20 protein-coding genes are annotated in these 22,842 nt (G+C 33.0%); 6 read left to right on the top strand and 14 right to left on the bottom strand.

What is annotated here, in order from left to right; genetic code table 11:
- Positions 1 to 156 precede the first annotated feature (156 nt).
- The 5 genes from AC3Y25_RS23305 (at position 157) to AC3Y25_RS23285 (ending at position 3,722) form a co-directional block, all read left to right on the top strand.
- Entirely contained in the window at positions 157 to 870 is a 714-nt protein-coding gene (locus tag AC3Y25_RS23305) for a tRNA threonylcarbamoyladenosine dehydratase (RefSeq protein ID WP_489904407.1), read from the top strand.
- 186 nt (positions 871 to 1,056) lie between these two features.
- A complete protein-coding gene (locus AC3Y25_RS23300; RefSeq protein ID WP_250836214.1) occupies positions 1,057 to 1,719 on the top strand; it encodes an HAD family hydrolase in 663 nt (220 codons plus the stop codon).
- A gap of 70 nt (positions 1,720 to 1,789) precedes the next feature.
- Complete coding sequence (locus tag AC3Y25_RS23295) at positions 1,790 to 2,632, top strand: DUF2911 domain-containing protein (RefSeq protein WP_489904406.1); 843 nt, start codon at positions 1,790 to 1,792, stop codon at positions 2,630 to 2,632.
- Positions 2,633 to 2,784: 152 nt separating this feature from the next.
- Entirely contained in the window at positions 2,785 to 3,306 is a 522-nt protein-coding gene (locus tag AC3Y25_RS23290) for a TetR/AcrR family transcriptional regulator (protein WP_489904405.1), read from the top strand.
- Positions 3,307 to 3,311: 5 nt separating this feature from the next.
- Positions 3,312 to 3,722, top strand: a complete 411-nt coding sequence (locus tag AC3Y25_RS23285; protein WP_428239205.1) for a DUF1348 family protein — start codon at positions 3,312 to 3,314, stop codon at positions 3,720 to 3,722.
- Between the two features lie 5 nt (positions 3,723 to 3,727).
- On the opposite strand, the gene AC3Y25_RS23280 is transcribed toward AC3Y25_RS23285, so the two are convergent.
- From AC3Y25_RS23280 to AC3Y25_RS23215, 14 genes are all read right to left on the bottom strand, one after another.
- Positions 3,728 to 4,357: an MCP four helix bundle domain-containing protein gene (locus tag AC3Y25_RS23280; RefSeq protein ID WP_489904404.1), complete on the bottom strand. Its 630-nt coding sequence runs from the start codon at positions 4,355 to 4,357 to the stop codon at positions 3,728 to 3,730.
- A gap of 24 nt (positions 4,358 to 4,381) precedes the next feature.
- The gene (locus tag AC3Y25_RS23275; RefSeq protein WP_379801074.1) at positions 4,382 to 4,984 is read right to left on the bottom strand and encodes a hypothetical protein; all 603 of its coding nucleotides are present in this window, start codon (positions 4,982 to 4,984) and stop codon (positions 4,382 to 4,384) included.
- Positions 4,985 to 5,090: 106 nt separating this feature from the next.
- On the bottom strand, positions 5,091 to 5,579 hold the full coding sequence (locus tag AC3Y25_RS23270; RefSeq protein ID WP_489904403.1) for a hypothetical protein: 489 nt from the start codon (positions 5,577 to 5,579) through the stop codon (positions 5,091 to 5,093).
- A 28-nt stretch (positions 5,580 to 5,607) separates the two neighbouring features.
- Positions 5,608 to 7,332, bottom strand: a complete 1,725-nt coding sequence (locus tag AC3Y25_RS23265; RefSeq protein WP_489904402.1) for a sodium:solute symporter family protein — start codon at positions 7,330 to 7,332, stop codon at positions 5,608 to 5,610.
- Between the two features lie 113 nt (positions 7,333 to 7,445).
- Positions 7,446 to 9,977 carry a PIG-L family deacetylase gene (locus tag AC3Y25_RS23260; protein WP_489904401.1) on the bottom strand — a complete coding sequence of 844 codons (2,532 nt, stop codon included), beginning with the start codon at positions 9,975 to 9,977 and terminating at the stop codon, positions 7,446 to 7,448.
- Positions 9,978 to 10,155: 178 nt separating this feature from the next.
- Positions 10,156 to 11,781, bottom strand: a complete 1,626-nt coding sequence (locus AC3Y25_RS23255) for an LVIVD repeat-containing protein (RefSeq protein WP_489904400.1) — start codon at positions 11,779 to 11,781, stop codon at positions 10,156 to 10,158.
- Between the two features lie 207 nt (positions 11,782 to 11,988).
- Entirely contained in the window at positions 11,989 to 12,510 is a 522-nt protein-coding gene (locus AC3Y25_RS23250) for a hypothetical protein (protein ID WP_248726894.1), read from the bottom strand.
- Positions 12,511 to 12,697: 187 nt separating this feature from the next.
- A complete protein-coding gene (locus tag AC3Y25_RS23245; RefSeq protein ID WP_489904399.1) occupies positions 12,698 to 14,530 on the bottom strand; it encodes a hypothetical protein in 1,833 nt (610 codons plus the stop codon).
- Between the two features lie 78 nt (positions 14,531 to 14,608).
- Complete coding sequence (locus tag AC3Y25_RS23240) at positions 14,609 to 15,709, bottom strand: AI-2E family transporter (protein ID WP_489904398.1); 1,101 nt, start codon at positions 15,707 to 15,709, stop codon at positions 14,609 to 14,611.
- A 103-nt stretch (positions 15,710 to 15,812) separates the two neighbouring features.
- A complete protein-coding gene (locus tag AC3Y25_RS23235) occupies positions 15,813 to 16,343 on the bottom strand; it encodes a mechanosensitive ion channel domain-containing protein (protein WP_379801068.1) in 531 nt (176 codons plus the stop codon).
- A gap of 10 nt (positions 16,344 to 16,353) precedes the next feature.
- Positions 16,354 to 16,938: a Maf-like protein gene (locus AC3Y25_RS23230; protein ID WP_489904397.1), complete on the bottom strand. Its 585-nt coding sequence runs from the start codon at positions 16,936 to 16,938 to the stop codon at positions 16,354 to 16,356.
- Positions 16,931 to 17,857: a geranylgeranylglycerol-phosphate geranylgeranyltransferase gene (locus AC3Y25_RS23225; RefSeq protein WP_489904396.1), complete on the bottom strand. Its 927-nt coding sequence runs from the start codon at positions 17,855 to 17,857 to the stop codon at positions 16,931 to 16,933. The genes AC3Y25_RS23230 and AC3Y25_RS23225 overlap by 8 nt, the downstream gene beginning before the upstream one ends.
- Positions 17,858 to 17,941: 84 nt before the next feature.
- Positions 17,942 to 18,469, bottom strand: a complete 528-nt coding sequence (locus tag AC3Y25_RS23220; protein ID WP_489904395.1) for a KdsC family phosphatase — start codon at positions 18,467 to 18,469, stop codon at positions 17,942 to 17,944.
- Positions 18,453 to 19,214 (bottom strand): Rossmann-like and DUF2520 domain-containing protein, encoded by a 762-nt coding sequence (locus AC3Y25_RS23215; protein ID WP_489904394.1) that lies wholly within the window; start codon positions 19,212 to 19,214, stop codon positions 18,453 to 18,455. Before AC3Y25_RS23215 ends, AC3Y25_RS23220 begins: the two co-directional genes overlap by 17 nt.
- A gap of 287 nt (positions 19,215 to 19,501) precedes the next feature.
- Here AC3Y25_RS23215 and AC3Y25_RS23210 point away from each other — a divergent pair, with 287 nt between their 5' ends.
- The gene (locus AC3Y25_RS23210) at positions 19,502 to 22,723 is read left to right on the top strand and encodes a cytochrome c biogenesis protein (protein ID WP_489904393.1); all 3,222 of its coding nucleotides are present in this window, start codon (positions 19,502 to 19,504) and stop codon (positions 22,721 to 22,723) included.
- Positions 22,724 to 22,842: the final 119 nt, after the last annotated feature.

Here is a 22,842-nt window from a genome sequence, read left to right as displayed (position 1 = left end):
TAAAGATTTTTTGTGTTCAAAGTTTGTCACCCTGAGCGAAGTCGAAGGGCGCTCCAATTAGGGCTTCGACTTCGCTCACCCTGACAACGAAAAAACTTGAAACTTGAAACCTGAAACATCTATAAACCTGAAACAAAAAAATTAAAAAGAGAATATATGGCAGAATGGACAGAAAGAGCAGAGCTTTTGTTTACTAAAGAAGGATTAGAAAATTTACAAAAATCTAATGTTTTAGTCGTTGGGCTAGGAGGAGTTGGATCTTTTGTGGCTGAATTTTTAGCAAGAGCAGGAGTGGGCAACATGACAATTGTAGACGGAGATGTTGTAGATATTACGAATATTAACCGTCAATTGCCAGCTTTACATTCTACAGTTGGACAGCCAAAAATTAAAATTGTCGGCGATCGATTGATGGATATTAATCCGGAATTGAATTTAACTCGTGTTCAGGAATTTCTTTCGCCAGAGCGTGCTTTTGAGATTGTTTCTCCAGAATTTGATTATGTTTTAGATTGTATTGACAGTATTACTCCAAAATTAAACCTGATTATTGCTGCAAAACGCAAAAGAGTAAAAATCATTAGCAGCATGGGAGCAGGAGGAAAAATGTTGGCTTCTAAAGTTAAAGTAGCAGATATATCAAAAACGATTAACTGTTATTTTTCAAAAACAGTCCGTAAGCGTTTAAAAGAAGTAAAAATCAATAAATTGAAAGTGGTTTTCTCTTCTGAAATTCAAGACGAAAAAAGCTTAAAATTAACAGACGGTAAAAACTTTAAAAAGTCATTTTACGGAACAAACAGCTATATGCCAGGATTATTTGGCTTGCACGCTGCCGAAACAGTGATTAGACATTTGCTTAAAAAATAAGGTTCTAAGATGCTAAGATTCTAAGTTGCTAAGTTTTTTGTAGCTAGAATGTTGAATCTTAATTTCTTGAACTTATAATATAGAACTTAAAACAACTTTGACAAAGTTCAAAACTTTGTCAAAGTTAGATGCAAAAGAGAGAAACCTTAGAGTCTTAGTATCTCAGAACCTCAGAACCTTAAAAAAATGATTAAAACAGTAATTTTTGATATGGATGGCGTAATTGTTGACACGGAGCCAGTTCATCGTTATGCCTACTATTTACAATTTTCAGAATTGAATATCGAAGTTCCAGAAGAAATGTACACTACGTTTACTGGATTTTCGACTCGAAATACATTTCAAACTTTAAAAAGTTATTTCCCTACTGTAGAGCAGGAAGTGGAAGATTTGATTCAGCGAAAAAGAACTATTTTTAATGAAGCTTTTGATACTAAAGAAGATTTACATCTTTTGGATGGTGTTGAAGATTTGATTAAAGATTTGTACAACAGCGGAATGCAATTAATTTTAGCTTCTTCGGCTTCAAAAGTCACTATCGATCGCGTTTTTACAAGATTCAATCTGCACCAGTATTTTACGCATATTGTAAGCGGAGAAGATTTTCCGCAATCAAAACCTAATCCAGCGATATTTATTCATGCGGCTTCTCTTTCTGTTGCACCAAAAGAAGAATGCGTTATTATTGAAGACAGTACAAATGGAATAAAAGCAGCAAAAGGCGCAGGAATTTATTGTATAGGATACAATAGCGAGCATTCTCATCTTCAAGATTTATCTGAAGCTGATTTAGTTATAGAACATTTTAACGAATTGAATGCTAAAAAAATATCACAGTTAAAGGACTGAATTATATTAAATTTAACATTTGTTCCCTAATTGAATTTGTAAATTTGGATAAAAAATAAAACTTAAAATAATGAAGAAACTACTTATTGCTTTAGCCTTGATTTTAGCGCCATTAGCATCAGAAGCGCAAGTAAAAACTCCACAAGCAAGTCCAAAAGGATATATCAAACAAACTGTTGGTTTAACTGATGTTGAAGTTACGTATTCAAGACCAGGAGCAAGAGGAAGAGCTGTGTTCGGAAATTTAGTTCCGTTTGGAAAATTATGGAGAACTGGAGCTAATGAAAATACTATTATTAATTTTAGCGATGACGTAATTATAGACGGAAAAACGCTAAAAAAAGGAAAATATGCAATTTATACAGTTCCTAGAATCGAAAGTTGGGATATCATTTTCTATCTTTCTACTGATAACTGGGGATTGCCAGAAAACTGGAGCGATTCGTACGTAGCTTTAAAAACTACAGTTAAAGAAGATGCTTTGCCAACTCCAATTGAAACTTTTACAATAGGAATCAACGGATTAGATCCTAATTTCGGATATTTAGATATCGCTTGGGAAAATTCTCATGTATCTTTAAAATTTGAAGTTCCAACAGCTAAAATTGCTACAGCTAGTATCGATAAAACTTTGGCTGGTCCAACTTGGAATGATTATTTTGCAGCATCTCAATATTTATTCCAATCAAATGGAAATATTGAAACGGCTAGAAATTATATAGACAAAGCGCTTGATATGAGTTCAGATAAACCGTATTACGTAACAAGATTGAAGTCTCAAATTCAAGCAAAACAAGGTGACAAAAAAGGAGCAATCGAAACAGCAAAAGCTTCTCTAGCATCTGCTGAAGCGGCAAACAACGCCGATTACGTAAAATTGAATAAAGATAGTATCGCTGAATGGAGCAGATAATAATTCTTTAGAATTCTTAAATTCCAATTTTTAAAATATCAAAATCCAAAACTGACGAGTTTTGGATTTTTTTTGTCTTCAAAATAAAATAGACAGACTTGTCTGTTTTTTTTAAAATGTTTTTTATATTTGCAGATATAAATTAAGATGTTATGCTGCCAAAAGAAAGAATATTAGAAAAAACATTTACTTTATTTCACACACAGGGTTATAATGCTACGGGCATCAATCAAATTATTCAAGAGGCAAAAGTTGCAAAGGCAAGTTTTTATCAGCATTTTAAATCTAAGGAGGATTTGTGCGTGGCCTTTTTAAATCAGCGTCATTTCTTTTGGTTTGAAGAATTGCAGAAGTTTACATCCAAAGAAGAGGAGAGAAAACTAAAAATTTTAGCTTCTTTTGATTTCCTAATTTATATGAATAAAAAGGAAAATTTTAGAGGTTGCAGTTTTCTAAATATTCTATCAGAAATTCAATCAGATAATATTAAAATTTTAAACGTAATTCAAAACCATAAAGCTGATTTACGCGTCTATTTTACCGAAATTTTAAATGATACTCTTTTATCAGATCACGTGTATCTGCTTTTTGAGAGTTGCATTATAGAAAGTCAACTTTTCAAATCCAATCAACTTATTGAGCAAACTAAGAAAATTATCCAAACTTTAATCTAATTATTATGGAACAGAAATTGCCATTGCCGCCTTTCTCGTATGAAACAGCAATAGAGAAAATTCAATTAGCAGAAGATGCTTGGAACAGTCAGGATCCAGAAAGAGTTTCAAAAGCCTATACGATTGACAGCGAGTGGAGGAACAGAAATCAATTTGTAAACGGAAGAGAAGAAATTGTACAGTTCTTAACGCAAAAATGGAAAAGGGAGAAAAATTATAAACTTAAAAAAGAATATTGGGCGCATACCGAAAATAGAATTGCAGTTCGATTTGAGTACGAATATCAAGATCTTGAAGGAAACTGGTTTAGAGCCTATGGAAATGAGAACTGGGAGTTTGATGCAAATGGTTTGATGCAAAAACGTTTTGCCAGTATCAATGATCTTTCAATAAAAGAAGAAGAAAGAAAACTTTAAGAAATTTAATTCATGGAGGGCGGTTCAGGAATTTTTACCGTCCTTTTTATTTTCTTTATAATTAATAAATAAAAAGTAATGCCTCCTAAAATAATCAGCAATGCGATTTGAAGTTGGCCAAGTACATTGTTTCTGCTGTACATAGCATTTGCGACAGCAAGTTTTGCTTTTCCTTCTTCAATCTGAATTTGCGAAAGAGATTCGAGAGTTTTTAATGCTTGTGCACTCGAATTGGCTATTTTCTTCCAATCTTTATTTTCAACCTGTTTGTTGATTTCTTTGCATGAAAGTAAAAAAGCATCAAAGTACTGTTTTTCTTTATTTGTTAAAACCGTTTTAGCATACAAATCATCAATATTATGAATAATGTCTAAGGTGTGAATAATTTCATCCTTCTTGATATTATCGCTTAAATCTAATTTTTCAGCTTCAGCTTTTATAAAATGAAGTTCTTTAGAATATTGAAAAATATAATGCGCCACAACCAATCGGTCTTTGTAAATAGCATTGATATTATCATTTACGTTTTTAGAATTTCGCAACGTATTAAAGTTACCAAGCAGAATGATAAGCATTACAACTAGTAATATAAAAGCAGCTTTGGTTTTATTGCTGTACCTTCTGTGATCTTTCATAAAGCTTTTTTTAGATAACAATAATTAATCAATCATTCTGTTCTCAACGAGTTCAATGTTTTTTATAGCGGCCAGCGGAGTAATTTTTACTTTTTTATCTCCTTTGACAAAATAAAAGTAGTACAAACTATTGTTTCCAATAACAAAAACGTTTTTAGATTCTCCTTCGTTAAAATCCATTTGATAGCTGTAATCCAATTTGTTTTCTTTTAGCTTTTTCTTAGTAAAATAACCTCCTGCCATACCATAGCCAAGAAAAAAAGACAACAGAAAAAGTATAAGTGATTTTATGGCAATGCCATTATAGTAGCTTTTAGTTTCTTCTGGAGATAATGCATCAGTCGATTTTAGTTCAAAAGATCTTTTTACAAAGGCCAAATCTTTATTCTTCGCTAAAAAAGAAGGAAGATAAAAATGCACCAAAAAAAGTATAATTATGGCTCCAAGAATAATTGGGTTTGAGGTAAATTCAGCAATCGGACTAATTAAAACGTCCATAATAGTAGAATACCTTAAGATATTAATTCCGAATTGATAATAATAAATACTGTCTTTTAGTATTCCCATTACAATCAAAAAGAGATAGCCAAATGGCAATAGTTTTTCTAAATCGTCTGAAATCTTCATTTCTTCAGCTTAAAATTGGTTAGTTTTAGGTCAGTTTTACAACGTACTAAAATAGTCTTTTTTACTTACAATAAATGAAGAATTGTATTGGAACGAAATTGTTTTTCTATTTTATAAATTTAATGAAGGAAACAAAAAAGTCTTTCAGTGAAAATAAAAAATTATCGTGCAATCTAAATTTCTCTCCTTCAACATAATCTAAAGGGAAATTTGGACTTTTTATTCCAAAAGGACCAGAACCATTTCTGTTATAATAATACTCGTCTTTATTATCAGTATATCTTCCAGCACATAATAGATTAAAGGTAGTACTTTTTTTACTTGATTTTAAAACACTAATATCAATCCAAACTGGAACTTTATTTTTTCGATATAGTAGATCAACAACTTCGGTATCAGTTAAATCTAATTTTATTGTTCCCTGATCTTCTGGGTATAGATCAAACTGTGTTAAGCTAGGATCATCCGTACTTACACTAAGAATTACATTGTATTTAAAATCTGTCTCTAATTTATCTTTGACATATCGTTCAGCAAATTTTAAAGCTATTAAGCTTGCTCCATGTAGATGAAATAAAAATTCTTCTTTTGTCATTTTATCAAAGTATAGAATTTCTAAAAGTTTAATCCAAAACTAACTCATTATCATCCGATTTTCCTTTAAAGAACAAAAACTGAAGTAAAAGAGCCAATACAATAGTCAAAATAGCTCCAATAAAATTAAGCCATAAATAACCCAGTTTCTCCTGTCTGTAAACCATAAAATAATAAATCACAAAAATCGTAAGCTGACTTATGAGAGCACTGATAAACATTGGTTTTGCCTGAACTCTTTTGGTATAAAAAGCTACAAGGAAGATTCCTAAAACAGTTCCGTAAAAAATAGAACCAATAATGTTTACAAGCTGAATTAAATTTTCAAACAAAGTTCCAACGCAGGCAAAAAGTATTGCTATAACTCCCCAAAAAAGAGTAAAAAACTTGGTAACATGCAAATAATGTTTCTCCGACTTTTCTTCTTTCTGATTTCGTTTGTAAATATCTATTGCTGTTGTAGAAGCCAGTGCAGTTAATCCAGAAGCAGTTGAAGACATGGCAGCCGAAATAATAACGGCCAATAACAATCCGATAAGGCCTTTTGGTAAATAATGCAGAATGAAATGAAAGAATACATAATCTTTATCGTTGGTTTCTGAATTACTATCAGCTCTCGAAATTATTTCTTTGGCTTTATCGCGAAGATCTTTTTCTTTATTGGATAGCGCAACCAATTCTTTACGCAAAATCGGATTGTCATAATCTTGATTCAGCTGATCGATGTACAATAAATTAATAACTTTTTTATCTTCAGAAAGTTTCACTAGTTTTTCTTCTAAAACATGATATTCTTGTTTATAAGCCGACTTCTCAATTGCAATTTTATTATTCGGATTAAAATTTAAAGGAACCGGATTGAATTGAAAAAATACAAAAACCATAACTCCTGTAAGAAGAATAAAGAACTGCATTGGCACTTTTAGAAGTCCGTTCATGATTAATCCCATTTGACTTTCGCGAACTGATTTTCCAGATAAATAACGTCCCACCTGTGATTGGTCTGTACCAAAATAGGCAAGTGCCAAAAAGAAACCTCCTGTAATACCACTCCAAAAAGTATATTTTTCTTCGGGATTAAAAGAAAAGTCAACAATATTCATTTTGTCATTTGCTCCAGCAATATGCAGCGCACTATTAAAAGTCATATCGTTTGGAAGATAATGCAGAATCAAGAAAAACGTGATAAACATTCCAGACATAATGACAAACATCTGCTGTTTTTGCGTAACGTTTACCGCCTTTGTTCCTCCAGAAAAAGTATATATGATTACTAAAACTCCGATAATGATATTCATTACAGTTAAATTCCATCCTAAAAGTGCAGACAAAATAATTGCTGGAGCATAGATAGTTAAACCAGTTCCTAGACCTCTTTGCACTAAAAACAAAATTGCAGCAAGCGAACGGGTTTTTACATCAAATCTTTTTTCTAAAAATTCATAAGCCGTATAAACTTTGCTTTTATGATAGAGCGGAATAAAAGTCAAACAAATAACAATCATCGCAATTGGCAAACCAAAATAAAATTGCACAAAACCCATTCCGTCATGATAAGCCTGTCCTGGAGTGGATAGAAACGTAATTGCACTCGCTTGTGTCGCCATTACAGAAAGACCTACAGTATACCAAGGCGTTTCGTTGTTTCCTAAAATAAAATCTTCTACGTTTTTACTTCCTCGGGTTTTCCAAGAGCCGTATCCAACAATAAATAAAAGTGTAACAATAAGTACGATCCAGTCAAATAGCTGCATAGGTTATGAGTATAATTGCATGATTAAGAAAAAGATAGCAATATAGATTGCATTTGCTACTAAAACATAAGTGTAGCTTTTTTTCCATTTTTTTGTTTTTTTAGCTTCCATATTTATTGCTTTAAATCTTGTTTAGGAGCTTCAATTGGCTGTTTTAGAGAAATAATATTCGATAATAATCGATAGGCTCCAGAAACACCTTCTGGCAATTCTCTAAAGAAACTTAAACCCGTGTAAATGTAATATCCTTTTCCGTAAGGTGCGACAAGAAGAGCTCCATCTTTTGGAGATTCTCCTTTATCGTGCGACGAAATAATAGGAGTGAAGGCAGGATCATATTCGTTTGGATAATATAAACCTTGTTCTTGTGTCCATCCTTGAAAATCTTTTTCAGATATTTTATTAGGCGTATTTAAAACAGGATGATTTGGCGCTAAGAATGTAACTTTAGCATTTTCTTCTGTTACACGATCGTTTGATAATTTCAACGGATAAGGAGCAATTTTATCCGTCACTAATTTTCCGTTTGTATTGTATTGAACAATCATGTTTTTACCGCTTTTTACAAAATTGAAAAGTATATTTTGCTTGTTTACCAAAGCATTTACGGTATTGTAAGCACGAATTCCGGTAATTACAGTACTGAAAGAATCTAATTTTTCTGGCGTAATTTCTTCGGGTTTTAAGATCGAAACTTTATATCCCATTTGAGTCAAACTTTCCGGAACTTCGTCTCCAGCGCCCATAATATAAGCAATGGCATCGCCAGAGATTTTCAAATCAATTCTAATGCATTTTGATTCAGCTGGTTTTAAAACCATTTGTTTGGTAATATGGCTAAAATCAATAATAGTTTGGTCTTTATCAAATCGTTTTTTGTCTACAATTGCGACACTTTTTACTGTCGCTTCCTCTGCATTCACTGGAGGCGTAACTTCAAAATAGAAGATTTGCTCGTTGCCTTTTTTGTCTAAAACAAACGGGATTTCTTTTGGAGAAACAGACCAGCTTTTAGGCAACTCTAATTGGAGATTTCCTTTTATATCATCTTTTCCAGCGCGAACTTTTACCGGAACCATTTTGCTTTTAGTATTTCCAAAAATTAAAACTTTTTCTAAAATTGAAGTTGTAACTTCTGGAACGATATCAAGAAAATTGTACATTTCGCCTTTTACGCCATCATTGTACTTGTATACAACAGTACGCTCAAACGGAATCTCTACCTCATTGATTTTGATGTTAAAAACCACTTTTGTATCTCTAATAATATCTGGTATACCAATAATTTCCTGATTAGAAACAGTGTACATTCCAACTGTCGCTTTTTCTTTTAACCAATAAGGCTGGGTATATTCTATATTGTTTGGAAGCTGTAGCTGCAGATTAATTTTGTTTTCGTTATTGTTCTTCAATACAACGTTTTGGGCTGTTGTTTGATTGCCTGGAAGCGTAGTTACACTAATTAATTGCATTCCGATAGAACATCTATTAATAGCTTCAAGAGTTAATTTTATTGTACTTTCTGGCGTTGCTTCTTGTTCACTGGCAACCGCTTCAAGATATAAACCAGAACAAGATGCGATAATGTTTTTTATAGCAGCAAGTTTAATCTCTTTCCAATGGGTATCGTCTAAAGCTTGAATCATTGCATAGGCTTTGACTAAATCTGGAATACTTGCAGAAGGATGGCTAAAATCGTATTTTGAAATGATGGAAGAAATCAAATCTCCAACTGGTTTTCCGTTTTTAACACGGTTCCAGCTTGTATCTATACCGTCAAATAAATTATCACGTTCTTTTGGGGTTTCGCCATTAATTAGCTCTAAATATTCGGTTTCTTCACCACGAACACCAGTACTTCCAAAACCTTGTGACTGATGACGGCTTCGGCTTAAAGCAGCGATTTCCTGATTTGATTTTCCTATTCCTGTGTAGTAAACACCTGTTTCTAGTTTGGTGAATTTAGATTTATTGGCAGCATCAAATTTTTCTTGGCTTCCGTAGAACCACCAAGACGGATTAAAGAATTGGCGTTTTACCTGCCAAGGAGAAACATATTTTAATTGTTCAGGATAAACTTTAGGATCGTTTGTTAATTTGAAACTTTCGACACTCAGCATTGCAGAAGAGGTATGATGCCCGTGTGTTGTACCAGGAGAACGATGATCAAATCTATTAATAATAATGTCTGGCTGAAATTTTCTAATGGTCCAAACTACATCAGCAAGCACTTTGTTTTTGTCCCAAATATCTAAAGTTTCAGATGGATTTTTTGAAAAACCAAAATCGTTTGCTCTAGAAAAAAATTGTTCGCCACCATCTATTTTTCGAGCTTCAATTAATTCTTGAGTTCTAATAACACCTAGTAATTCACGCAATTGCGGGCCAATTAAGTTTTGTCCTCCATCTCCGCGAGTAAGTGATAAATAACCCGTTCTGGCATTCATTTCATTGGCTAAATACGAAATCATTCTAGTGTTTTCATCATCAGGATGCGCGGCAACGTACAATACAGATCCTAAAAAGTTTAGTTTTTTGATTTGATTGTAAATTTCAACTGAATTTGGTTTTTGCGGCTGTTGTGCAAATGAAATCTGAAAACCTATAAAAAATAGAAGAAAGATTTGAATCTGTATTTTTCGCATGGTGAGTGTTAGGTGTTTTTTGAAATTATTCCAAAAATAGTAATTATTTTATGGAAGATTATTTAAATGAAATGTTAACGCTCAATAATTATACCTTTCTTTAAGATGATGAAACAAAAAAGCTGCCAGATTGATTCTGACAGCTTCTTAAAAATATATATTTGATGCCGTTTACTGCTTATTTCAATTTGTTTTCTGTATCAACGTAGTTTCCTGTAATAGTTACGCCAGTACCTTTTGTAACTTTTCCATAAATAGTGATAGAAGAAGTATTGCCAATGAAATTGATTTTAGCGCCACTATTCAATCTTAAATCTCCCCAAATTACAACAGATCCTTCAACTTGCAATGTAGCATTGCTATTGATAATTAATTCTGTAGGAGATGATTGCTGGTATTTACCTTGAGATAAACTTCCTCTCATGTTAAAAGTACCACCGCTATTTAGTGTTAAGTTGCTAAGAACGGTAATAGAACCACAATGTGTTAGAACTGCACCAGAATTAATGATTGCCGAATTAATAGCTGTTGCTCCTTGGTACGATTTTACTTCATTAGAATTTAAAATCAAATCTCTCCCTTGATTGTACAAACCATAAGTTAGACAGCTCGCAAAAGTAGTATTTGGTTTCTCCATTTTAATGATTTTCAAACCTCCAGTTCCGCTTGCTACATAAATGTAATTTCCGCTTGATTTTACATAGTTTGAAGAACCTGCAATTCCAACCGAACCTAATAAATTAAGCTGTGTTGCAGATTGATACACATTAAGTCCTAATGCACCGTTAGCAACAAAAGCATAGCCATCATTAAAAGAAACGGCATTGGTTACATTATCCTCACCTGCAGTTGCAATTCCGATAGTTTGTAATTTTGATCCACTGTTGATGTCGTATACACCAAGACCGTTTGGACCTTCAGAAACAAAAAGTTTTGTTCCGTCGATATCCATTGTTCTTTTTGCCCCACTAACGTCTACAGAAGTTGTAAAGCTTTTTTGCAACGCAAGAGTCGATTGATTGTAAATGTTAACTCCTTTAGTTCCACTTAAAGTAACTACCTTATCACTTGTTAAAGCAATAGAACGCAAATCGGCCATAGCAGCTTTTCCTGCAATTACTTTTGTAGAACTGTTTACTTTAAACAAACTTCCGTTGTCTCCCGTTACAGCAAAATAATTAGAAGCATTAGCAGCTACGTCTGTTGTAACTCTACTTTCTAAGTAATTTGTTTTCAATTTATCTGTAAGCAATCCTGAACTTAACTCCATATTAAACACAATTGCCGGATTCCCTGCTAGTTGAGTGTCTTTGTCCACATCTTTAGCAGCTCCAATAATTAAATTTGATCCTGAAAAAGTCAGAGAGGTAATATCTGTGCTTGGAATTAGGGCAGAAGTGACCAATTTTGGTTTGTAAGGATCAGAAACATCAATCACGTCAATAGCTCCAGAATAAGCATCGCCTCTCATAATATAAGAAACATAGGCGTAATTTCCGTTTACAGTAACGTGACTAGCTTGTAACGTTCTTCCGTTTGCATCAACTGGTGGTTTTACTTCGGCAATTTGAACAAGAGGAAAAGAAGTGTTGGTAGTCTCTGCAGATTTTCCTGCTAAAGCACCATTTTCGATCGAGATTACCCCAGAATTAGTTAAGTCAAGTCTTTGGTTTAATGTAGATTGATCTGAGGTAATGGTAATGTTATTTGACGATTGCCCATCGTTTTTGTTGTCATTATTATCGTCACAACCTATTAATAGTGACATTGCTAAAAATGAAAGCAAATAAACATTCTTTTTCATAAATTTCTTTTTGGATTTTAAAATTCGGCGCAAATATATATTATAAATATATTACAGATCAGCTTTTTAAGCGAAACTTGTTGTAATACAGTTATTTATATTGAATATACAACATTTTAACAAAAGATCCCATTAAACAAATCATAAAAAAAGAGAGTATCATTTTTTTGATACTCTCTTGTATTGATCGCTAGTAATTTAGCATTATTATCTTCTACCGTGTCCATGGCCACGATCGTGATCATCGTGATCGTGTCTGTCATGGTGCTTATCATGTTTGTCGTGTTTATCGTAATGTTTGTAATCTTTACGATCGTAATGACGGCGCTCACTATAGCCATATACTGGTCTTGGCTTGTATGGTCTTTGTGGAGCTCCGTGGTATCCTTTGTAATATTTCACTCTATGACGGTCAAAATAAGTATAAGGAGTTCTACCATGATAATCTGTCAAAACTACTTTGTAACCTCCATACAAATCATAGTTTCTATATTGTCTAGGTAAGTAAGTCGCTCTTACCCATTTTCCTCCTCCGAAATAGATAAATTGAGCAGCACGAACATCGTAGTAAGCCTCAACATCTGGAAGATAGTAATATTCCATTTCTGTATATCCTACTGGTCCCCAAGCTGGCGGAGCACCAATATTTACGTTAACCGATACTTGAGCTTGTGTGGCGTTTGCAACCATTAGAAATAATCCGGCGATTGCTAATTTTATCGTTTTCATCTTTTTTTAATTTTATAATGTTAATCTTGAATAGGGATATTCATATACTGTGCCAAAAAATAAAAACAGATGTATTTTGTCGAGTAAAAATGCATTTCAACGCGTAATTTAGAAGCGTGTATGCTCTTAAAATATTGATTTATAGTGATTTTGTTTATGCTTAAAAGTTTCTTAAGAAAAATAAAAATTATTTGTAATTGACAACTCTAGGCTTTGCAAGTTCGAAACTTTGAAGTCCGTAATCGGTAGTTTCAAAAGTATTTGTTTTGAAAACATTATCGCCTTGCTGCGGAATACTTGGATAATAAGATAACGATAGCTGGAATGAACTGAAAACCAAATAGTCATTACTAATTAATAATCCCACAGTAAGTTTAGAATAGGTTTTGCTCTTTGTCATTGCCATTTCTGGACTGCCCAATACCGCAATGGAATAATTGAAAAATGGATTTAAACGAAACCCCAGTAAAGAGTGTGGAGAATAGGTTTGTGTCTGCAATGATAAAACGGCTTTGCTAGTTCCGTATAGATAGGAATTAAAACCTGCGATTCCATTTTCTTCATTTATATTTAACTGATCTCCAATTATATCATCACGATTTATTCCAATTACCACTTTCGGATTTACGAATTGTCTAATTTTCCAATTTCCGACGCTAAATAATTTCGTAAAATAATTGGATTCAAATAGAAATGAAGTTTGATAGGTTTTGGATTGATGAAAAAAAGTTCCTGCTTCAAAATTCATACTTAAGAATCCTAAACGGTAATAATTTCCAAAAGAGAATTGAGCCCCGACATAAGGCCGCCAAAAAGTGTTTTTATATTGATATCCAAACGTAGCACCGTATATTCTTCCTATCGGTACGTCTTCTGTCTGTCCATTTCTAAATATATAGCTGTCTTTGATAAATTTTCTTGTATTCAATCCAATTCCGCTCAGAATTAGCTTTTCAGAAGAATAAAAATGATTTGGGTCGTAAAGATCAGATGGCGACTCGCTGTAATTGACATTCAAAAAACGAGCAGTAGTAATAAGGTTGGTTATGGCTTTATGATTGTCTTCAAATACTTTAAAAGCGCGCCCCGCCCAAACATCTTGCGATGTATATTTTTTGGGCTGATAAGCAAATGTAGAATCTGGAGCCTGAAGTGTATCTTTTCTAAAACTTTCATCCATATAAAATCCGCCCGCCCATTTGGTCAGGGGAGAGTAGAAGTCTCGTTCGATATCGATGCTTTTAATGTAATTGTTATCTAAATCCATTTTGTAATGCAGAACAGTTCCTATATAAGTATTCTTAATATTGGGTACAGTATACGTTACTTCATTGGCATTTTGACCGTCATCAAAACGGTTGGTAAAACGATATTCAAGCTGTTGTCCGCTTCCAAAAAAATCTTTTTCTTTAAAACCTACCGAAACTTGATTGCTCGAAATAGAAAACCTCGGAATTGTACTCCAGGAATCTAAAACACGAATGGTAACATCTACAGAATCTGAAGCTTGACCCACTGTCTGATTGGAAATTCTAACTGCTGTAACATATCGTTGCGCACGAATTAAACGCTCAGACTCTAGGACTTTATAGGTGTTGTATGGAGTATTTCGCTTAAAAAGCAACAAGTTGTAAATGGCTATTTTCTTTGTTTTTAAGTGCAGTCTGTTACCCATTCTTTCTCCCCAATTTTTAGGAGTTAGGGTAGTATCGGCAACAGAATACCCAAAAGGATCGAGAGTAACAATATTGATTTTTCGAATAATTTTGCCATCATAATTTGTTGAATCAATCGGAACAAGCAATTCCTCTTTTTTCTTCGACTTTTTAGATCTAAAGAATAATTTATGCATGGTCTGCGTAAATTTATTTTTCTTAGAGTAATTTCTAATCTTAGTGTAGATTTCCGTAGTGTCTTTCTCTTTTTTTGGCTCTTTTTTATTATCATTTACCTGTGCATACCCGCTTTGTAAACAAAAGCACAGCAAAATAAAAAACAGTATTTTATTGTTTAAAGACATTCGGTAATTTTCTTCTAATAGTTTTAAGTTTTATGAATTTAAGGAATAAACAGATGCTATGCTAGCATAACGTTATTTTTAATTTTCTGTTGTAATTTTTCTTTTTCTCCAAGCAAATTTCCGCGGAACATGATTCCCCATAAGATAACCCCAAGCAGAAAGCGAATCAATTCGATCAAAAATAATTTTCAAAATAGCCAGAAGAGGAATAGCTAAAAACATTCCGGCAATTCCAGCTGCGGCACCTCCAACAATAATTCCCATAATAGACACAAAAGCATTTATTTCTACTTTAGAATTAATAATTAACGGCACAAGGAGATTATTATCAATAAATTGAACAATAACGTTTACAATCAAAATTCCGAGAATTACTGAAATTTCTCCAGATCCTGTTAATGATGCCAAAACGGTAATAATTCCAGCAATAAAAATTCCGATATAAGGAATCAAGTTCAAAATTCCTGTAATCAATCCGAGAAGGACGAAGTATTTCACGCCAATGATCCACAAACCTAAACTCGTCAGTACCGAAACCACAATCATTTCGATAATTAAACTGACGATGTAATTGTTGATTGAAACTTTTATCTGAGATAAAATATCCTGCAGAATACCATGATTTTCCTGTTTGATTAGTTTTGCAAAAAACAGTTTAAAATGTTCTTTATAAATTAAAAACAAAAAAGTGTAAATGATCATAATGGTACTGTCCAAAAGAACATCACTTATCGAAATTATAAACGACCCAAGTTTAGCTTGACCCGTTTTGACCGAATCTTTTGTAACAGAATCGAGATATTTTTTCTGTTCGCCAATACTTACCTGAAAATTTTCTCTTATAAACTTATGAATTTCGACAATAAAGGAGTTTGCATTTTTCTTTATAGTATCAAAATCATTTGCCATATAAGTGACTTGGTAGGAGATAAATACTAGAATTCCGACCACAATAGAAATAAAAATAGCAAGACAGACTATAGCGGCGAGATGCCTCGGAAACTTAAGTTTGGTCTTTAGAAAAGTAAAAATCGGAAGGAGTAAAACGGCAAATAAAAATGCCATTAAAATGGGCGTAAGAATATCTTTTCCGAGACAAAAAATGAATGCAAAACAAATTAGAGTTATAAGAATAAAAGCAAGTTTTGCATAAAAGGGTAATGTTATGGGCCGAGTCATTTTTTATTTTATTTAGCTGAATTTATAAAACAAATATTACACTTTATTTGTCTTTTTACGTTCTAGCTTTTTTTGCGCCCGTTATAAAATTCCCATTACATACTTAGTCAAAAAACTCTCGCTCTTCATACTTTGCAGGAATAATCGATATTCCTTTTTGAAGCAGTAAATTGTTCGGGAAAACAATTTTTTCTCCTTCCTTTGTTTTTAAGCTTACATGAAACGTATTAATGTCTTCGATTTCAGCTTCAATTGGAAAATCTTTATCATGAATTTTAATAGTATCTCCAATTCTAAAAGGAAAAGAGAAGAATAAAACCATTCCGGAAGTGATATTGCTTAAAATAGACCATTGGGCAAACATAGCAACACCAATTACAGTTGCAATAGAAGAAATGGTGATAAAAATATCTTCTGTTTGAACTCCCCAGATTACAATCAAAGTGGTCACAACAAGTATATTCATTAAAATATTAATGTACTTGATAATCAGATTGGTACGATGTTCAAATAATTGGCTTGTAGCCGCAAATTGCTTTATTAGTTTAGCAATTACTATACGTAGTACAATCAAAACACCAATAAGAATGATTGTCGCTATTATTTCTCGGCTATACTCTTTAAAAGAAAACATAAATAAATTTTTACACTAATGTAGTCAAAAAATCGTAAACTTTGGCTGTCGGAAGCCCCATTACATTGGTATAAGAGCCTTCTACTTTTGCAACTGCCATAAAACCAAACCATTCCTGAATGCCATAAGCACCAGCTTTGTCGTAAGGTTTGTAGTTTTCTATATAATATAAAACAGCTTCGTCTGACAAATCGTTGAAGGTTACTTTTGTAATATCATGCAAAAGAGTAGAGGAGTCTGCTGTTTTAAAACAAACAGAAGTAATGACTTCATGCGTTGCATTAGACATCGATTTAATCATTTCAAATGCTTCTTCGGCACTTTTAGGCTTTCCTAAAGCTTTATTCTGGTGCCAAACAATGGTATCGCTTGTAACCAAGATTTCATTTTCTTTCAATTCTCCTTCAAAAGCACTGGCTTTTAATTCGGCTAGATAATCGGTAATTTCTACCGCTTTTAATTCTGATGGATAAATTTCTTCAACGTCTTTTAAGCGAATTTCAAAATCAAGATCTAAATCCTTAAAAAATTGCTGTCTACGCGGAGAACCCGAAGCTAAAATGATTTTATATTTTTTTAGTTTTTCTTTAAGCATTGTATTTGATATTTAAGGCAATAACCAAGATTGATAGGATTCCGAAGAATAAGATAAGTTTTAAGATGTTGCTTAAATGATGAAATTCCTTTTGAGATTTTGCATTGAATATTTTTACTATAAAATAAAGCAAAGGCGCTAAAACAGTGGCAAAAGCATAAAATACTGAAATGTAAAGCTTGTTTTGCATGAAGTACGTATTGCAATAAAGTGCACACATAATAAACGCAACAACGGCAAAGCCCAAAGCGATTTTAGCGGCTCTATTAACTCCTATTGCAACAGGTAACGTATTCATTCCCATATTGTAATCGCCATTGACATCTTCGATATCTTTTATAATTTCACGAATAAAATTAATCATAAAAGCAAATAAGGCATAGTCTATTAGAATAGAAAAAAGACTAGCCATTTGGGCTTGATTTTCGCCTGTAGTAGCAGGAAAAAGATCAAAAACCCCAATGATTAATACGCTTGTCGCTAAAAGCAATGCTACTACAAAATTGCCTAAAATCATAATCTGTTTCAGACTCGTTGCATAAAAATATAGAAGCGAAGCTATTAGAATAAAAAGGGATGCAAAAGTCGGCCTCATAATAATATTAGACAGAATAAAACCAATTGCAACGCCAGAAATATTTAAACCTATATAAATATTATAAGCAGCAGTTTCTGTAATTCCTTTTCCAACGACAACATTTTGCGGTTTGTTAATGCTATCAGTCCCTACATCGTAAATATTATTGATTACATAACCTGCAGCGGCTAATAAAACAGTGCTTAAAACAAGCAATCCATATTGCCAGTCAGCCAATGCCAGCGGAACCTGCTGTTGTTTTAAAAAGGCATAGCGAAAAAGCAGCTGCATAAAAGCAAGCATTAAAAGGTTTTTATAACGAATAAGTTTTAGGAATTTCATATTCTAGGGTTCTGAGAGGCTAAGATTCTAAGGTACTAAGTTTTTTTTTAATGGATACTGGGACTGAAAACTGCGACTGATTACTTAATCGTGTTTTCCGTTAAAATAATCCATCCATTTTCCTTGCACTTTCATCACTTGCTCGATAACGTCTCTCGCAGCGCCACGTCCGCCTTTTACGTGTGAGATATAACGGCATAGCGTTTTAATTTCTGGACTAGCATCTTGCGGACAAGTTGGAAGTCCAACTAATTTCATTACATGAAAATCAGGGATATCGTCTCCCATATACAACACATTTTCGGGTTTAATATTGTTGCTTTCGCAGTAAACGTTAAAAGTCTTTACTTTATCAGGAGTTCCTAAATGAATGTCATTAACGCCCAAATTACGCAAACGAACACGAACGCCTTCATTGCTTCCGCCAGAAATAATGCATACATGGTAACCGCTTTCAATGGCTGCTTTCATTGCATAACCATCACGAATGTTCATTGTTCTTAATATTTCGCCTTCATTGGTTACAAAAACAGAACCATCTGTAAGTACGCCATCTACATCAAAAACAAACGTTGTGATGTCATTCATTATTTCTTTATAACTTTTTCCCATTATGCTGTATAGATTGTGTTAGGATTTTATAGATATTTTTTTTGTTTTCGTCTTGTAAAAACGCCATATGCGCGTTGGTTGTGTTAGAATCGTGGCGTATCGCTGGACCTGTCTGTGCATCAATAGGATCGAGTGTATTGATTTTATCTGCCGTTTCCTGAATTAGAGGCTTTAAAACAGCAAAAGGAACTTGGTTTTCTTCGCAGATTTCGTGTCCCATTTGATACAAATGATTCGTAAAATTGCTCACAAATACTGCAGCAATATGAAGCGCCTTGCGTTGTTCTGAACTTATAGAATAAACCGCAGTTGAAACACTTTTTGCAACGGTTTCCAAAAGTTTGAAATCGGCTGTATTTTCTGCTTCTAGACAGAAAGGAACAATAGAATAATCTAATTCTTTGTTTTTAGAAAATGTCTGAAGCGGATAAAAAACACCACGTCTGTTTTTAGAATCTAAAAGTTCAATGGAAGATGTTCCAGAAGTATGAACGACTAATTGATTGTTAAACGGAAGCTGTTCTGAAACTTCTGTAATGGCATTATCTGAAACTGAAATGATATGTAAATCAGCAGGTTCTAATGCTTGAAAATCGGTTACAATCTTTTCAGAATCAATCAGATGAAGTAAGGCTTCTTTCTTTCGTGAAAAAACCTGTTTAATTTCAACAATTTTGCTGGCAGAAAAAGCCTTTATCAAATGCTGTGCAACATTGCCGGAACCGATTATTGTTATCTGAATCATGAAAGCAAAATTAGTATTATTTTTTTTAATGGGGAGACTATTGAATATTGATAATGTTTTTTTGAAGTTTTTATTGTCTTCTGGTTTTGGTTAGAATTCTAACACTTTTTAGCTAAAAACAATTATTCAAAAAAAGCATATCTGTTTTGTAGGTTTAAACTTTCCATATTACCAATTCGTTTAAAAAATAGTCCTTATTTTTGGTTTTTATTAACAAAAGGCAAAGCCTGCTAATCAACAATTTTAAGTACTTTTGTCGCACTTTTATACAATGTAATTCCTAAGAAATGGATAAAAAAATATTCTCTTTTTTGTTTTCTACACGATTAATGGCCGTTCTTTTTTTAACATTCGCAATTGCAATGGGTATTGGAACTTTTATCGAAAGTAAATATAATACCGATACGGCTAGAATACTAATTTACAATACTTGGTGGTTTGAGGCAATTATGGCCATCTTTATGCTTAATTTCTTCGGAAATATCAAAAAATACCAATTGCATAAAAAAGAAAAATGGGCCACTCTTTTATTGCACCTTGCTTTTGTTTTTATCCTTTTAGGAGCTTTTATTACAAGATATATTAGTTACGAAGGAATGATGCCAATTCGCGAAGGCGCGGCAGAAAACCAAGTATATTCAGATAAAACTTTTTTAACCATTTTTGCTGATGGTGAATATAAAGGGGAAATGAAAAGAAGGGTTTTTGAAAAAAATCTTTTATTGTCTCCTGTTACCAATAATGATTTTAGCATTTCAGGAAAATTTGACGAAACTCCTTTTGAAGTTACCTATTCGAACTATATCATGGGAGCAAAAGAAGTGGTTAAGCCAGATCCAAACGGAACTTTATACCTTAAATTAGTTGAAGCCGGAGCGGGTGGAAGAGAAGAACATTACCTAAAAGAGGGTGAAGTTCAGAACATTCACAATGTTTTATTTGCTTTAAATAAGCAGACAGACGGTGCCATTAACATAAATACCACTGGAAAAGAGTACACAATCCAGACTCCTTTTGAAGGTGAATTTATGCGAATGGCAGATCAATTTAAAGGAAAAGTTACAAAAGATAATGTACAGCCTTTAATGATGCGTTCTTTATATAGCATTGGAGATATTAGAATTGTATTTCCTGAGCCACCATTGAAAGGAAAAGTAGATTATGAATCGAATAATGATTTTAAAGCAAAATCTCATTCTGACGCTTTAGTAGTTAAAGTAAAAGCAGAAGGGCAAGAAAAAGAGGTGATGCTTTTTGGTTCTAAGGGACAAGTTGGAGAAGCTAAAACAGTTAAAATTGGCAACATAGAATATTCTTTATTCTACGGAAGTAAAGCTTATATTTTGCCATTTAAAGTTCGTTTGAACGATTTTATTGCAGAGAAATATCCTGGAACAGAAAAAAGTTATTCTTCATACAAAAGTAAAGTGACTGTTCAAGATTCAACAGAAACTTTTGATGCTGATATTTTTATGAACCACGTTTTAGATTATAAAGGATTCCGTTTCTTCCAGTCTTCATTTGATCCAGATGAAAAAGGAACTGTTTTATCTGTAAACCATGATTTCTGGGGGACAAACATTACTTATTTTGGTTATTATCTATTATACATTGGTTTAATGGCGATTATGTTTACTAAATATTCTCGTTTTGGTGATTTGAAAAAGAAATTAGAAGCCATTCAGAAGAAAAAAGAAAAGCTAATTACTATTTTAGTTTTATTGATTAGTTTGAACGGATTTGCACAGCAAACGCCTCATGTTCATTCTCATGATCATAATCATGATCACGAGCATTCGGCAGATCCAAATGATCATGCCAATCACGTTACGGCTCCGCCAAGCAAGAAACAGTTAGATTCTTTATTGAATATTTATAAAGCGCCAGAAGCACACGCGGCAAAATTTGGTCGTTTGATTATTCAGGATGCTGGAGGTAGAATGAAGCCAATTAATACGTTTTCATCTGAATTACTTCGTAAAGTAAGTCATAATGATAAATACAACGGAATGAATTCTGATCAGGTTTTCTTATCTATGACGCAATACGCGCAGGTTTGGATCCAAGTTCCAATAATTTATATAAAATCTGGAAACGACAGTATCCGTAAAATTATCGGAATTGATTCAAAAGATAAATATGCACCATTTGTAAAATTCTTTGATGAACAAGGAAATTATAAACTGTCTCCTTATTTAGATGCAGCTTACAAAGCGGCAAATCCAAATCAGTTTGAGAAAGACTTTATTGAAACAGACAAAAAAGTAAATATAATGGAATCTGCATTGAGCGGAAGGATTTTGAAAATTTTCCCTATTCCAAATGATTCGAATAATAAATGGGTTTCTTATCTAGAACGTGATAATGCTGGTTTTAAAGGAATGGATTCTACTTATGTGAAACAAATTCTTCCATTATATTTTAGCGCTTTAAATAATGGTTCAATTTCTAAAAATTGGGATACAGCAGATCAATTAGTAGAAAGCATAAATGGATTCCAAAAGAAATTTGGAGCTAAAGTACGTCCAAGTGAACAAAAAATTGATCTTGAGGTTGCTTACAATACTTATGATGTTCTACCAAAGATGACTTATTGGTATTCTATGGCAGGGATTTTAATGCTGATTTTTACATTATTCAGTATTTTCTTTGATAAAAAGTTCTTACGCATAACAGTAAATGGTTTCCATATATTAATAGGAGTAATATTTGTGTTGCATACCATTGCTTTAATTGCACGCTGGTATATTTCTGGTCACGCACCTTGGAGTAATGCTTACGAGTCTATAGTTTATGTAGCTTGGTCAACCATGTTCTTTGGCTTGGCTTTTCATAGAAAATCAAAATTAACAGTTGCTTCAGCTGCTTTTGTAACCTCTATGATTTTCTTTGCTTCAAATCTAAACTGGGTCGATCCAGAAATTGCAAACTTACAACCTGTTTTGAATTCTTATTGGTTAATGATTCACGTGGCAGTAATTGTAGCAAGTTATGGTCCAACTGCTTTAGGAATGATTTTAGGTTTTGTCGCTTTAGTCTTGATTTTCTTTACGAATGATAAAAATAAAGCCAAAATGGAATTACATATTAAAGAGGTAAGTTATATTAACGAAATGGCTATTACAATTGGACTAATCATGTTGACTATTGGTAACTTCCTTGGAGGACAATGGGCAAACGAAAGCTGGGGACGTTACTGGGGATGGGATCCAAAAGAAACTTGGGCTCTAATCTCGATTATGGTTTATGCGTTTGTTATTCACGCTCGTTTCGTACCAGCTTTAAGAGGAAAATGGTTCTTTAATTTAATGACGATGTATGCTTTTGTTTCGATCTTGTTTACCTATTATGGAGTAAACTTTCACTTAGTAGGTTTACACTCTTATGCAAGTGGAGAAGCACATTCATTAAGCTGGATTTATTATTGTTTGATTACAATCTCTATAATTGGAGCGGTAACATATCCGAAGTATCGCAAATATTATAAAACTAAAAAAGTGAAGAAATAAATAATTTGCAATAATTATTAATTCATAAAAAAGGTTCAACAAATAGACTGCACCCAAAAGTTTAGACAAATTAATAATTAAGTTTTATAATAATGAGCTCGATATTGTATCGGGCTCAT

The organism is Flavobacterium sp. LK-23, assembly GCF_058135255.1.
The sequence above is the reverse complement of the archived record's forward strand: the minus strand, read 5'-3'. Positions and strand labels throughout refer to the sequence as shown.

Excerpts from the sequence above, each read along its gene's own strand:
- AC3Y25_RS23215 (WP_489904394.1), bottom strand. The coding sequence starts at position 19,214 with ATGATTCAGATAACAATAATCGGTTCCGGCAATGTTGCACAGCATTTG.
- AC3Y25_RS23260 (WP_489904401.1), bottom strand. The coding sequence starts at position 9,977 with ATGCGAAAAATACAGATTCAAATCTTTCTTCTATTTTTTATAGGTTTT.
- AC3Y25_RS23210 (WP_489904393.1), top strand. The coding sequence starts at position 19,502 with ATGGATAAAAAAATATTCTCTTTTTTGTTTTCTACACGATTAATGGCC.
- AC3Y25_RS23235 (WP_379801068.1), bottom strand. The coding sequence starts at position 16,343 with ATGTTTTCTTTTAAAGAGTATAGCCGAGAAATAATAGCGACAATCATT.
- AC3Y25_RS23250 (WP_248726894.1), bottom strand. The coding sequence starts at position 12,510 with ATGAAAACGATAAAATTAGCAATCGCCGGATTATTTCTAATGGTTGCA.
- AC3Y25_RS23255 (WP_489904400.1), bottom strand. The coding sequence starts at position 11,781 with ATGAAAAAGAATGTTTATTTGCTTTCATTTTTAGCAATGTCACTATTA.
- AC3Y25_RS23270 (WP_489904403.1), bottom strand. The coding sequence starts at position 5,579 with ATGACAAAAGAAGAATTTTTATTTCATCTACATGGAGCAAGCTTAATA.
- AC3Y25_RS23275 (WP_379801074.1), bottom strand. The coding sequence starts at position 4,984 with ATGAAGATTTCAGACGATTTAGAAAAACTATTGCCATTTGGCTATCTC.
- AC3Y25_RS23225 (WP_489904396.1), bottom strand. The coding sequence starts at position 17,857 with ATGAAATTCCTAAAACTTATTCGTTATAAAAACCTTTTAATGCTTGCT.
- AC3Y25_RS23285 (WP_428239205.1), top strand. The coding sequence starts at position 3,312 with ATGGAACAGAAATTGCCATTGCCGCCTTTCTCGTATGAAACAGCAATA.
- AC3Y25_RS23265 (WP_489904402.1), bottom strand. The coding sequence starts at position 7,332 with ATGCAGCTATTTGACTGGATCGTACTTATTGTTACACTTTTATTTATT.
- AC3Y25_RS23280 (WP_489904404.1), bottom strand. The coding sequence starts at position 4,357 with ATGAAAGATCACAGAAGGTACAGCAATAAAACCAAAGCTGCTTTTATA.
- AC3Y25_RS23300 (WP_250836214.1), top strand. The coding sequence starts at position 1,057 with ATGATTAAAACAGTAATTTTTGATATGGATGGCGTAATTGTTGACACG.
- AC3Y25_RS23230 (WP_489904397.1), bottom strand. The coding sequence starts at position 16,938 with ATGCTTAAAGAAAAACTAAAAAAATATAAAATCATTTTAGCTTCGGGT.
- AC3Y25_RS23220 (WP_489904395.1), bottom strand. The coding sequence starts at position 18,469 with ATGGGAAAAAGTTATAAAGAAATAATGAATGACATCACAACGTTTGTT.
- AC3Y25_RS23295 (WP_489904406.1), top strand. The coding sequence starts at position 1,790 with ATGAAGAAACTACTTATTGCTTTAGCCTTGATTTTAGCGCCATTAGCA.
- AC3Y25_RS23290 (WP_489904405.1), top strand. The coding sequence starts at position 2,785 with ATGCTGCCAAAAGAAAGAATATTAGAAAAAACATTTACTTTATTTCAC.
- AC3Y25_RS23240 (WP_489904398.1), bottom strand. The coding sequence starts at position 15,709 with ATGACTCGGCCCATAACATTACCCTTTTATGCAAAACTTGCTTTTATT.
- AC3Y25_RS23245 (WP_489904399.1), bottom strand. The coding sequence starts at position 14,530 with ATGTCTTTAAACAATAAAATACTGTTTTTTATTTTGCTGTGCTTTTGT.
- AC3Y25_RS23305 (WP_489904407.1), top strand. The coding sequence starts at position 157 with ATGGCAGAATGGACAGAAAGAGCAGAGCTTTTGTTTACTAAAGAAGGA.